This is a genomic window from Butyrivibrio sp. AD3002 (assembly GCF_000420905.1).
Lineage (GTDB): Bacteria > Bacillota > Clostridia > Lachnospirales > Lachnospiraceae > Butyrivibrio.
In genome coordinates, this window is sequence record NZ_ATVV01000035.1 from 24,902 (window position 1) to 36,448 (window position 11,547).

The 11,547-nt window shown below is 38.4% G+C and carries 14 protein-coding genes and 1 pseudogene; 1 reads left to right on the plus strand and 14 read right to left on the minus strand.

The annotated features are described in order from the left end of the window. Positions 1-112: 112 nt before the first annotated feature. The 14 genes from G596_RS25060 to G596_RS25800 form a co-directional block, all read right to left on the minus strand. Complete coding sequence (locus G596_RS25060) at positions 113-265, minus strand: DUF6577 family protein (RefSeq protein ID WP_155829353.1); 153 nt, start codon at positions 263-265, stop codon at positions 113-115. Positions 266-582: 317 nt separating this feature from the next. Beyond that, on the minus strand, positions 583-2,427 hold the full coding sequence (locus G596_RS24160) for a BspA family leucine-rich repeat surface protein (RefSeq protein WP_022763197.1): 1,845 nt from the start codon (positions 2,425-2,427) through the stop codon (positions 583-585). A gap of 413 nt (positions 2,428-2,840) precedes the next feature. Continuing rightward, a complete protein-coding gene (locus G596_RS0117915; protein ID WP_022763198.1) occupies positions 2,841-4,019 on the minus strand; it encodes a hypothetical protein in 1,179 nt (392 codons plus the stop codon). Positions 4,020-4,160: 141 nt separating this feature from the next. Next, positions 4,161-5,063: a GNAT family N-acetyltransferase gene (locus G596_RS22815; protein WP_022763199.1), complete on the minus strand. Its 903-nt coding sequence runs from the start codon at positions 5,061-5,063 to the stop codon at positions 4,161-4,163. Beyond that, complete coding sequence (locus G596_RS22820) at positions 5,053-5,385, minus strand: CPBP family intramembrane glutamic endopeptidase (protein WP_022763200.1); 333 nt, start codon at positions 5,383-5,385, stop codon at positions 5,053-5,055. The genes G596_RS22815 and G596_RS22820 overlap by 11 nt, the downstream gene beginning before the upstream one ends. A 395-nt stretch (positions 5,386-5,780) precedes the next feature. After that, the gene (locus tag G596_RS0117940) at positions 5,781-6,404 is read right to left on the minus strand and encodes a GNAT family N-acetyltransferase (protein ID WP_022763202.1); all 624 of its coding nucleotides are present in this window, start codon (positions 6,402-6,404) and stop codon (positions 5,781-5,783) included. 22 nt (positions 6,405-6,426) lie between these two features. Next, positions 6,427-7,173, minus strand: coding sequence for an EFR1 family ferrodoxin (locus G596_RS0117945; RefSeq protein WP_022763203.1), 747 nt, complete (start codon positions 7,171-7,173; stop codon positions 6,427-6,429). A 125-nt stretch (positions 7,174-7,298) separates the two neighbouring features. Next, complete coding sequence (locus tag G596_RS0117950; RefSeq protein ID WP_022763204.1) at positions 7,299-8,009, minus strand: phosphotransferase; 711 nt, start codon at positions 8,007-8,009, stop codon at positions 7,299-7,301. 53 nt (positions 8,010-8,062) lie between these two features. Next, complete coding sequence (locus G596_RS0117955; protein ID WP_022763205.1) at positions 8,063-8,533, minus strand: hypothetical protein; 471 nt, start codon at positions 8,531-8,533, stop codon at positions 8,063-8,065. A gap of 1 nt (position 8,534) precedes the next feature. Beyond that, positions 8,535-9,011 (minus strand): GNAT family N-acetyltransferase, encoded by a 477-nt coding sequence (locus G596_RS0117960; protein WP_022763206.1) that lies wholly within the window; start codon positions 9,009-9,011, stop codon positions 8,535-8,537. A gap of 9 nt (positions 9,012-9,020) precedes the next feature. Further along, the gene (locus tag G596_RS22825) at positions 9,021-9,653 is read right to left on the minus strand and encodes a sensor histidine kinase (protein WP_022763207.1); all 633 of its coding nucleotides are present in this window, start codon (positions 9,651-9,653) and stop codon (positions 9,021-9,023) included. Positions 9,654-9,682: 29 nt separating this feature from the next. Next, a complete protein-coding gene (locus G596_RS0117970) occupies positions 9,683-10,249 on the minus strand; it encodes a TetR/AcrR family transcriptional regulator (RefSeq protein ID WP_022763208.1) in 567 nt (188 codons plus the stop codon). A 145-nt stretch (positions 10,250-10,394) separates the two neighbouring features. Further along, the gene (locus G596_RS24165; RefSeq protein ID WP_196805256.1) at positions 10,395-10,814 is read right to left on the minus strand and encodes a GNAT family N-acetyltransferase; all 420 of its coding nucleotides are present in this window, start codon (positions 10,812-10,814) and stop codon (positions 10,395-10,397) included. Between the two features lie 55 nt (positions 10,815-10,869). Continuing rightward, complete coding sequence (locus tag G596_RS25800; RefSeq protein WP_022763210.1) at positions 10,870-10,992, minus strand: hypothetical protein; 123 nt, start codon at positions 10,990-10,992, stop codon at positions 10,870-10,872. A 344-nt stretch (positions 10,993-11,336) separates the two neighbouring features. Between G596_RS25800 and G596_RS26015 the strand changes: the two are divergent. Then, positions 11,337-11,547, plus strand: a pseudogene (locus tag G596_RS26015) (transposase); the annotation flags it as partial.

Below are 11,547 nucleotides of genomic sequence, written 5' to 3' on the forward strand. Positions count from 1 at the left end.
TGTTCCTCCTGTCGTTTGCATGTAATAGGTTTTTACACTTATATCGTATAACTGCCCCTTAATCAAGTCAACATATTCTTTACCGATTATTCATCGTTTTCAAAATAGTATATTATAAAGTTACTATTCCTCCTTCAGCCATTGCTGACTGTATCTCAGGCAGTTTGCCTCTTCTTCTGGCATATCGGAACATTTTATTATTATCAAGATGGTATTTTTCATAAGCTATCCGGAGCGCTTCAGGATACTCACTCTTACTGAACATATACATAAGTGACTGTTAGGAGTTATCTGACCGCCATGCGGCTGATCAAAATCATCTACCTCACACATCCCTGAAAAAATAAGGGGCTGGCGCTCTAGATGATTGATCATCTAGGCGATGCCCCTCTAACTATAAGTGCTTTCTTTTCAGCTTGCGCCTAACTGGCTCGCGGTTGTCACACTAAACCCGCCCATAGACTCCCTGTATCCCCCTGCCAGTAGGGATCTGCACTTCATTGTGGTTTTGATTTTTTTCATGTTTTAGTAATCTCCTATTATTATGAAACCTGCTAAGATTGCCTTATTTACAGGTACCAATTACTTTATTTTGATATTTTTGGATTTACTCCATTTTGAATATACTATTTTAGAGCCTGTTTTCCTGAAGGTTCGGATTCTGAAATAGTATTTTTTATGTGTCTTTAGTTTTTTGATAGTTTTTGAAGTAGCCTTTGCCTTGTTAATTGTTACTGACTTAATATTCTTTTTGAAGTTTTTATCCGTGCTGTACTGGATTTCATAGCCCTTTATATTCTGGGACTGTTTTTTCCATGTAACGGTAACGCTTTTCTTTCCTGCTGTCAGTTTTGAAAGCTTTGTTGTTTTTTGATTCAGGTCGATGTTTTCTGCCTTTTTTGTATCTGCGGGAACAGCTGTTACCGGGTCATTTACGGCAGGTTCAGAAGAGTCTGACGGATTAGGCTGTTCAGTTGTTTTATCCTTCCATATTGGCCTTAGAATGATATTTCTGGTCATCTTGATGGAGGTACCGGGTGTACCCTCATTCCATCTGTCAAATTCTTTTCCTTCAGGCACAACGTAGTTGAAGGAAGGCAGTGTATAATTGGCTCCACGGTTAACCCTGGCTATAGTGGTGTATGTACTTGCCGCATTAGGAATATATCTTATTTCACATGTAGTATTATAAGGAATATATCGACTGCTCCCCGATGCTACGGGTAATTCTTTTACTATGCTTGCGTTATCAGGAACACCATCATTATTATCATCAAGAGCAAATGCGCCATCTCCGGTACTGAAATTATTCAGAGGTACGGCTACTTCTGTGATCCTGGGTGACTTTATTTCCCTTATGGTGTAACAGTAAACCATCTTTTTACAGTTGCTGCCCTTTTTTATGACAAAAGAACTAAGGTCAAGAGACTCTAGACTATCACACTCATGAAACATCATATTAAATTTCGTGACATTAGAAGTATCAAATTTGCTAAGGTCCAGGCGTTTGAGGGTACAACAGAGTCTAAACATTTCATACATTTCTGTTACTATTGAAGTGTTAAAACTATTTAAATTGACTGATTCAAGACGGATACACCCGAAGAACATTCTTGACATTTTTGTTGCGCTACTTGTATTAAAGTTACTCAGGTCCAGTGTTCTAAAAGAATGACAGCCACTAAACATTGATGAAAAATTCCTAACCTGAGAGGTATCGAATGAGCGCAAATTCAAAGTTTCTAAACTCATACAACCATAAAACATCGATGCCATGCGATTTACCTTTGATGTATTAAAGTTTCTAAGGTCAAGCTTTTTCAATGATGTGCAACCACCAAACATATGAAACATGTCTGTAACATTAGATGTATTAAACCCGGTTACATCGATTTCCTGAAGACTTCTGCATTGACTAAACATTTGCATCATAGAGACTGCCTTTGATGTATTAAATTTGCGTACATCAAGCTTTTTCAGTTTATAGCAACCATTAAACATTGCATAAAAGTCTTCTACATTTGATGTATCAATATCTGTATTAAATTCTACGGCTTCTACAGCAGTGAAATAACTGAGTATATTGCTGGACTGTTTAGGAAAGATTATCTTTGTTGGGCAGTAGACATAAATTGATGCCTTAGCGGGATCATAGTAAGCTGTTACATTTTCTCCAACACTTTTTGAAGTGGATAGACTTGGTTTTTTGGAGGTGAATTCAATTCTTTTTATAGTTTTTTCTTCATTGATCCAGTTTAAAGTAGCATTCATGGTAAAATTCTTAAGTGCTACATTGAATTCAGGACCACGAATTAAAGTTCCTTGTGGAGTTGCAGCTTTAGAGCTGAAAGACAAACATCCAAGTATGAAAACAAAACACATCAAGGATGTGATGACAAGTAAAAGATTTTCTTTGATTTTTTTCATGATTATTTCCCCTAAATAAATACTTTTTTCCCTCAAGCCTCAATTATATAATACGTGGCTTGAATTATAAAGCTAAATAATGCAAGGCAGGAATGGTGGTATTATTAATGTAAACGTCAATTAAAAAGTTCAGGATTGACGGAACTGTCTCAGCACCATTACGGATCCTGCCATAATTCTTGAATGTCTCCCAGTGTTTATGCGGTTTGTATTAACTTTTCAAGGGACAGATATATGTAAATCCCATTAGGGATTAGCAACTATAGTTTTAGATTCAAGGGGCGTTTGACCCCAACATCATTTATTATTCTAAAAGTGCATAAATAAAAACACCGCGACGTTTTCCTCTGAGGGATATAAGTCGCGGTGTAATAGCATCAGAATATTTAACTGAGACTATCAATTCGGTATCATCATCTCACAATGACTTTCTTTACTTTACTCCAATCACCGGAGAGGCCGTTGCTGTCAAGAGCTCGTACTCTGATATAAGCCTTGCCGGTTTTGTTGAATTTAAGTTTGTAATTATGCTTTCCGGCTTTCACGGTTTTGGTAACCAGATTCTTTGAAAACTTCTTACTTGTGGAAATCTGAATTTCATAGCCTGAAGCCTCAGTCTGCTTTTTCCAGCTGATAGCAACCTTTTTGTTTCCTAAAGAGTTCGCCTTGAGCTTCCCAATCTTTTTAACATTTGCAGAAGACGGAGCGGCACTATCAACAGTCTTTGCTGAGGTTTCATTTGAAGAAGGCACTTCTTCCCATTTTACCTGATATCTTCCGGTATGATGATGACCTTTTCCCTCCTGATCTGTCCAGCTGCAGGGCATTACTTTGATATAATTCACGCCGGCCTTTACAACGACATCAGCTGTTGTGGTTCTTGGTGCAGCTTCAGATGCGGAGAGCATGCTTACTTCGCGAACGCAGCTGGGGGTTGAATCCCATACTGAAAATTCTGAGTTTGCAATTTTTGTTGTGAAGGTAACTCTGATCGTCATATCCTTAGAGGCATTAAACTTATAAAAATCTAATGCATCATCAACTGAAAAGAAGCCTGTAACAAGTGCTTTTTCCTGGAGATTCATGGCTGCTTCGAATTTATTGTTCGGTTCAGCTTCGTTATTTTCAGCAGGAACAAAGTTGGCCTTAAGGAGATAATCTCCGGGATTATAGTCGTACCATCCTGCAACCTTAACCCAGTAGGTACCCTTCTCCAGTGCAAGCGTGGTGGTATGTGTTTTAGGATTGTTCTTTGATGCGCCTGTCACTCCGATATCGCTGTACATTTTTGTATTATCATAGCTGGTGATATAGTAGGAAGACTGCCTGATTGTAAGAGACTGATATGTTACTGTTAAAAATCCGGCTGAATTTAAAACAACCTTGTAGTAGTCCTTTGTGCTTTCCGGAACGTGGCCGTTTACCCACTTTCCGTCAGTCGGAAGTGTTGAATAAACTCCGTCCTTGGCGGATACCTTTCCGGTGCCATCTATTTTACCTGTTGGTAATGATAGCGAGATGGCTGCTGCAATAGTACACGCAATCAGTCTTTTTAGATTTTTCTGAAGTACTTGTTTGATATTTTTCCCCATGTGTTTTCCCTCCAATAAAAATTTTTCATACCGATACATAATACCATGAACTATCCGGAAAATACAGCAAATCCAAGCGGTGATGTGCGATTCATCCCCTACCGACTCGTCGGAAGGGGTTTTCTCGCTAGCCTTTCAGTCTCAATTTTTATCATAATCTTTTTCGCCTTCCTTCTTAAACCAAAATGAATAATGATGCTTCTTTCTAAAGCCGAGCCTCTCATAGAATTCCATATCGGAAATGACGTAAGCTCTTTTTGCTCCAAGCTTTTTGGCTCTGCCCAGCGCTTCAAAGATAACAGCCTTAGCAACGCCTTTTCCTCTATATGGGGGAATAGTACATACAGGCTCAACATAAACATAGTCAGTCCCTGCCATATACCATAACAGACAACATGCCACCATTTCTCCCTTTTCATTGATCGCAACAACACCTAAATCCTTGTTAAAATGCTTCCTGATCCTTGGAATGATTTCTTCTTCATGCTCGAATTCAACTTTATCATCTCCATGGTCAAATCCCTGCCAGAAGAGCCATTGAAGTTCATAAGCATTTTCCATCGGATCCGGGCAAAAGAATTTAAGCCCGTCCGGAAGTTTCGCTTCAAGCGCATCATCAAGCTTTCTCTCCATTATGATCTCATCCTGATCGGCAATTTTAAATCCCCGTTCTTGAACCATCTCTATCTCAGTGGGATTTTCATCACAGATTGCCATTCCAAAACCGGAATCGTCTTTAAGCTCATTGCAGGCATATTCCAGAACGGCCTGATATAAATCTTTATACTCCGGAAGAACTCCGCTAAAACCCTCGCCAAAATACATATCGTAAATTGCAGCGCCAACAATTTTGTCATCCACAATCCAAAGGCCAATGGAGTTCTTTAAGCTCTTATCAAATTCAGGATGTTCAATCATCCATTCAAGTCTCGCCCAGTTCCAGTTAATGTGGCTATCATCTTTCTCATTTAATGCAATGAGAAAACCACATAATGCATCATACTTGTCATCTGTGTAGTTCTTGAATTTAATATCAGTTCTCATTCTTTTTTACATCCTCTTTGATCTTTCCAAGGTAAATGCAATAGACAATTGCTACAACAATTGTAACCACCACATAGATCTGATCCACAAGTGCGTTGTCAACACCAAACATTGAAAAGGCATCTATCATTGAGTGAGCGATTATGCATGGGAAAATGCTTCCACTCTTGTAAAAAACTAATGTAAGAATAAATCCCCAGGAAACCTCAAAGATCACCTGAAGTATAGTTTCAAAGCTTGTCTGTCCTGTAAAAAGGTTAATAATGTGCCCCATACCAAAAGTAAGTGAAGAAACAATTATAGCTACTGCTGTTCTTTTCATACAGCTTTCTCATTTATGCTGTCTCCTTTTAAGCTCTTATACGGCGATTCTATCTTGAAGCAACTTGCACAAAGCCGCCGCATCTCCATTCACTCCATCAAATCTGTAATCCACAGCTTCAGAATCAAACAATCCATGTTTCCTCACAAGCATCTGCTCCATCAGGCAGAAAACCAATGTGTTCCTGATCAGCTATAATATAATACATTCCATCTGAAGATCATAAGGCTCATCTTCCACATAAGATGAAATTGGGTCAGAACTGAGACGGAAACCCATAGCGGAATAGAAGTTTATCGTTTCCTCAGAAGGACAACAGGATGCTGCTCTCCATCTGCTCTCTGCTGGCAGGATAAACCCTTATTCTATCTGTTTCCATCTTAATTCTCCTGTCATCAATCAAAAATCTGTCCGGGAAGCTTTAATTTCTCCTTCGGAGGGAATGTCTTGTCAAACTCCTCAACATCTGCATCTTCGACATAGTATCCCTTAGGGGTCTGATATACCCCTGTGATGCCATCAAGATATCCCGGGATCAATTCTCTACACAGGAAAAATGACGCATCTGCGCCTTCCGGAAGATCATGATATCTGATTCCAAACTTGCTTGCATAGTCAAATCCGCAGTGGCTGTAGAATCCGATATTTCCCTCAAAAAGAACTGCTCCAAATCCCATCTCTGCAGCCTTTTCAAGAGAATAATCCAAGATAGCCTTACCATAGCCTTTTCTCTTTAATTCCGGTGTGATTCCTATAGGTCCCATGGTAAGCACATCTATAGTTCTTCCATCATCTGCCTCAATAACAGTTTTCATGAACATGTTCTGCCCGATCAGCTTCCCATCCTGTTCCATAACAAAGTCAAGCTCAGAGATAAATGCTGGATCATCTCTGAGCACATGAATTACATAGTGCTCACTGCATCCGGGACGATACACGTTCCAAAATGATTCTCTTACTAAATTTTCAACTTCTCTATAATCTTTCTTTTCTTCTAATCTGATTATGTAATTACTCATTGTTTTCTCCTCTATTTCATCGTTAAGAAATTAAAAGCTCACCAATTTCTATATGGGGGTTCCTATATCTGGCAGAACTTTTCTCTCTATTATGGTGGATAGCATTATTAGGGCAGTTTTGGATACATGCTCCGCAGCTTATACAGCTCTTTGAAAAGAGTGGACGACCATTTTCAATATGTATATTTCCCATTGGACAAAGTCTTGAACATGTGCCACATCCCGTACACGCATCGTTCACGGTAACTTCTTCTGTAATACCAATTCCTATAGGAAACTCATACTTTTTCTTGTGACTGCTTGTAATAAGTTTGCTTAAAAGCGAATTCCTTTTAACGTACTTTTTCTTTTCAACTATATCGCCCACTATCTGGTCAATTGCGTCCTGCTGCTTTTTGCTATCGCCTTCCTGTTTTTTCATGTCAGCAAAAGTAATGCAGTTCTCGCCCATTAAAACAGAATTAATATAGTCGAACTTTCTTCCATTTGCCAGAGTAATCTTGTTTACATCGTTGCAAACAGATCCGGCAAAACATCCGTAGGTTGCTATGGCGAAGAGATAGTTGCACTCCACCTTCAGTTTCTGCAAAAACTCCTCAATATATGGTGGTATACAAAGCCCGTAAACCGGAAATACTATACCTACAACATCATCTTTTATCTCATAGGTTCCCTGTTTGATCAGCTTGGGAATAGATAAACACTCTCCTCCCAAGCACTTGGCCACATGCAAGCAATTTCCAGTTGAGCTGAAATACAAAGTTTTCATTCAATATCCTCCAAATGTGTAAAACATAAACTGTATAGTAACTATACCCTTTGAAAAAAAGAAAACATGGATTACACTGATTATTTTGCTTTTTACACGGATTTTGCTCTATTGATCCATGATTGCTAAAATCCATTACTGCGTAGCAGTGTACATACTTTTACAGCTTCAAAAAAATCTTCTTCTGAAATCCCAAGCGCATGAATATCTGGCCAGACTGCGTTTTTGTAGAACCCCAGTGCTTCTTTTACAAACTCATTGAAAAGCGCATAGGTTCTGGCGTAGTCGAAAACCGGAGGAGCAACTCTTGTGTTCATCCAATCTATAATTATGAAATTGTTTTTATCTGCGACAAGCTCGGTGTTATTTGGAATCATGATATTCAAGAAATGCATATCAAGATGACAGATGCAGCTTTTGTATTTTTTAGACAGGTATTCAATTACAGAAAGCGCTTGTGATCTTTCTTCGCCAGAAAGCATGTGGTCTGCCGTAACGCTAAGAGGAAGAATTGTTGTATCGCTGATATCTGCTTCGTGTACAAAGCGGAAGGCTTTTGCTAAAAGCATAAAGCCCTGCTCCGGAGCATTTTTAGCAGATTTTTCCAACGGCTCGCCTTCAACCAAATCCATCTTGATTATATGTGGATCATCTGTGTCGTAATATTTTACCTGACAAATGCCAGCCCTATTCACGGCCTGCTGCTGTTGTTTTTCAAAAGCAATCCATTCAGCAGGATAGGATTGCTTATAAACCTTGTAAGCAAAACCATAATACAGAAAAACCTCTGCCTGGGCACCTTTACCAATAATTATTTGAGAACCATCAAAAGTCATTTACTAATTTTTCAACCTCTATATAATCTTTCTATTAATTTGCTCTCATATGTTCAATCAACATGATTGATTTCTGTTTCAACTATTTTTCTGATGGCTGAAAAATTTCGTTCCTCTAGAGTATAAAAAAAAGCCATATTCTTGCATTTCTTATAAGAGGCGCCATCCATCTGGAATGAATATCCACCGGTACATGTCGGAGAACATTTCAATCCGTTTAATTTTTTACATTCTCCGGCATTAACGATGTCTTTTTTCATATTGTCAGGAAAATCAGCAAGAATCTCGGTGTATTCACCGATGCCTGCTGCATAGATTCGCATTTTCACACCGGTTTTTCTGAATACGTAATTCAGCAGTGCTTTTCCGTTTTTTGGAGAGTTGTATGATGTCACAAAGCCGCTCTTTGCAGATTTTATTGTCCGATTACTGCCTTTCTCAGTGAGATATTTATCGAGTTCCAAAACAAACTCCTGATATTCAGCAGGTATATCATTCAAAAATAGCATAAATGTCTCGTGCATTCTAATCCTCCCCACTTGTCCAGGTCAGTTCTCCTCTATGTTTTGAATAGAATACAAACTCCTTATCGCGCTTTATTTCTTTATAGCCAAGCTTAGTATAAAAGCTATTTGTCCTGACATTCCAAACAGGAGTATCCAGTGTATACTCCTTTACTTCCGGGAACATATTCTCCACTTCCCGCATAATAAAGAGCCCATACCCTTTTCGAAAATGCTCCGGTGCAACGAATATCCTGCCAACATTTAAAACATCATTTTCCAAAAAAAGGATTGCTCCGCCAACAATGAGTCCATCATCTGTCAATTTATACAAATGCCCCTGCCGTGCCATTTTCGTATGAAATTGTAATGACATATATCCGGGAGGTCCTCCCGGTGATTCCGCACCGATCAGTACATCACTGTCAAATGCGCGCTTCGATATTCCATTCAGTGAAAGCGCATCAGAAGTACTTGCCTTTAATAACTGTAAACTCATATTGACTCCTTAACTGACCAACATTCTGACTTTGAAGGTCTTTTCTTCAGCTATATATCTTATCTCGCTATCAGTCTGATCTATGAAACTAAGAACACTTCTGGTTCCTATTCCATGATTCTCCTCATTACTAAATGGGTGTCCTTCTGCATCCAGGACGATTTTATCTGCACATGAGTTGCTGATTTCAAACAAAAGCTGACTCTTATATCTGGCTATAATATTGATCCTTCTCTCATTCTCTGGCACTTTTTCGCAAGCATGAATGGCGTTTTCAATAAGGTTGCTGATCACTATGGCAAGCTGCATCTCATCCACATTCAAATCAGCAGGTATAGTAGCAGATATATTTACTTTAATGCTCTTTTCTTCAGCAACTGCTACATAGTGTGTTATTGCTGCATTAAGCGTGGTATTTTCACAATATTTTTTTACTCCATGCGGTTCTTGACTTAGCCTTTCATTAAGACATTTAAGGGCTTCCTGTGTATTACCTTCCTGCAAAAGAGTTTGCAGAAGAGTCTCAAAATGTCTTCTGTCATGACGCATAACCCTGTCCTGTTGCATGATATTTTCTAAAACAGCAATATGCTCTTTCATAGCTATTGTTAATGTGTCTGGATTTGACAAAACATCCGCCACAAAAATCCCCCCTTTCACTATGAATTGCATTAAACTATATACTGATCCATACCTGCTATCAGTACATTCATTGATATCTCCAGGCTTTCATCTATAGAAATCGGATTGCCAAAAGAATTGTGGATCTGAAGCATAACAAACCCCTCAAGGAAAGCTCTGTAGGTTCTAAGCAGATGATTGGCCACATCTCTTTCAATTCCCATGCTATCTGTCTGCCTAAAGAAAAATGAATACAAACCTTCTGTAGCTTCAAGTAAGGACTCATCCAAATACTTGTTATACCAAAGCATTGCCTCGAATACGCCGGGATTCTCCAAAGCAAACTTATGAAATGCCCTTCCGAAATTCGCGATGTTTTCTCTTGGATCATCCGAATCAATTCCTGCCACAACCTCCTCGGAAACCTTCTTCCAACCATAAATCATAAGCTTACGATGCACATCATCTATCGTCTTTACGTGGTTATATAAAGAGGGTTTTTTGATACCTAAATAATCCGAAAGTGTTGTAACGGTCAAATATTGTAGACCCTTTTCATTTGCTAATTCAGCAGCTTTTTCTATTATTTCTTCCTTAGACAATCCTGTTCTTGGCATATTTACTCCCATCCCATTTTACTAACAATGTTAGTTATCATTATACTAACATTGTTAGTTTTGTCAACCAAAAAAGTGGGCATAAGGATTTTCTCCCTATTCCCGCAGATCAAGTTTAATGTCCTTTATAATTTTCTCTTTTCAATTATTCGCAATACATACATATTGTTCCATTTGATAACTTAAATCCGTTCTTTTCGTAAAACTTAGCCGCTGGTGCATACTCGCTTGTATAAAGAACAATGCCTGCAAGTCCTTTTTCTTTACTGTAATTTTTGACCGCATTTAATAATTGTTTACCTATTCCATGCCCTTGTCGTTCGGGAAGTACCGCCATCTCATTAATGTATATCTCTTCTTTGCTTCCGGAAATCTTACAAAGTGCGAATATACAACCTAACACTTCATCATTTTCTTCATAAACATATCCAACAAATCTTTTCTGTTCAAAAAAATCGCGAAGATATTCTGTTGCATTTTCTACTGTCCAATCTATTCCCCAATGTTCCATGGGGAATGCTTTTGCATAAATCATGCCACATTGTGCTAAGTCAATGTTCTTCATAGCTCTAATCATTTTGTTGTCCCACCATCAAGTTCTAATTTGTCTTAGCCTATCATCAAAAATTCTTTATTACCATTGCTGAATAGTTTTCTTTTCCTGAAGTTCTGTTTCTGTTGTGCCAGCCCAGGCAATGAAGCTGATATATTTTGACTTTTCCAAATATTTCTTTTATCACCATATACACCGTATCCTCCGTTAATCACCGCAACAATTCATTTACTTCATCCTTTCCTCCGGCTTTTTCTTTGAAAACCATCCACGGAATATTCCACCCTTTACTATGGAAATCACTGTAAAGAATATATCCGCAGCCAGAATGAACAGGAACGAAGGCAGCATTATTCTCGTGTAATGCTTTCCATATTCCTTCCCTCGATTAATATAGGGTAGTGTCAAATTAACTACCCATTTTTAGTTCTAAAACCTTGATTTATCGGGAGTTCAAAATAAAAAGAGCATTGACCTCCCTTTTTGGTATAATGTCAGCGACCAAACTCACAAAATAACCCGGAGACAATGCTCGTGAACATTATACTTTATTTACTTCAAATCATTCAACAACTCTATCAGCAAAACTGCTGGCTGATTAATTTCATCTGCAGATATATACCTCTAAAGCAGTGGGCTTTCGATGATTCTCATTCTCCCAAATATCAAAAGTTCAAAGTCGATGAACTCCCTAAGATTGTCTATTACCATCAGGATTGGGACTGGAAAGATCTCAATAACTACT

Excerpts from the sequence above, each read along its gene's own strand:
- G596_RS0117970 (WP_022763208.1), bottom strand. The coding sequence starts at position 10,249 with ATGCCAAGAACAGGATTGTCTAAGGAAGAAATAATAGAAAAAGCTGCT.
- G596_RS25800 (WP_022763210.1), bottom strand. The coding sequence starts at position 10,992 with ATGGTGATAAAAGAAATATTTGGAAAAGTCAAAATATATCAGCTTCAT.
- G596_RS0117945 (WP_022763203.1), bottom strand. The coding sequence starts at position 7,173 with ATGAAAACTTTGTATTTCAGCTCAACTGGAAATTGCTTGCATGTGGCC.
- G596_RS0117955 (WP_022763205.1), bottom strand. The coding sequence starts at position 8,533 with ATGCACGAGACATTTATGCTATTTTTGAATGATATACCTGCTGAATAT.
- G596_RS0117915 (WP_022763198.1), bottom strand. The coding sequence starts at position 4,019 with ATGGGGAAAAATATCAAACAAGTACTTCAGAAAAATCTAAAAAGACTG.
- G596_RS24165 (WP_196805256.1), bottom strand. The coding sequence starts at position 10,814 with ATGAAGAACATTGACTTAGCACAATGTGGCATGATTTATGCAAAAGCA.
- G596_RS24160 (WP_022763197.1), bottom strand. The coding sequence starts at position 2,427 with ATGAAAAAAATCAAAGAAAATCTTTTACTTGTCATCACATCCTTGATG.
- G596_RS0117950 (WP_022763204.1), bottom strand. The coding sequence starts at position 8,009 with ATGACTTTTGATGGTTCTCAAATAATTATTGGTAAAGGTGCCCAGGCA.
- G596_RS25060 (WP_155829353.1), bottom strand. The coding sequence starts at position 265 with ATGTTCAGTAAGAGTGAGTATCCTGAAGCGCTCCGGATAGCTTATGAA.
- G596_RS0117960 (WP_022763206.1), bottom strand. The coding sequence starts at position 9,011 with ATGAGTTTACAGTTATTAAAGGCAAGTACTTCTGATGCGCTTTCACTG.
- G596_RS22815 (WP_022763199.1), bottom strand. The coding sequence starts at position 5,063 with ATGAGAACTGATATTAAATTCAAGAACTACACAGATGACAAGTATGAT.
- G596_RS0117940 (WP_022763202.1), bottom strand. The coding sequence starts at position 6,404 with ATGAGTAATTACATAATCAGATTAGAAGAAAAGAAAGATTATAGAGAA.
- G596_RS22820 (WP_022763200.1), bottom strand. The coding sequence starts at position 5,385 with ATGAAAAGAACAGCAGTAGCTATAATTGTTTCTTCACTTACTTTTGGT.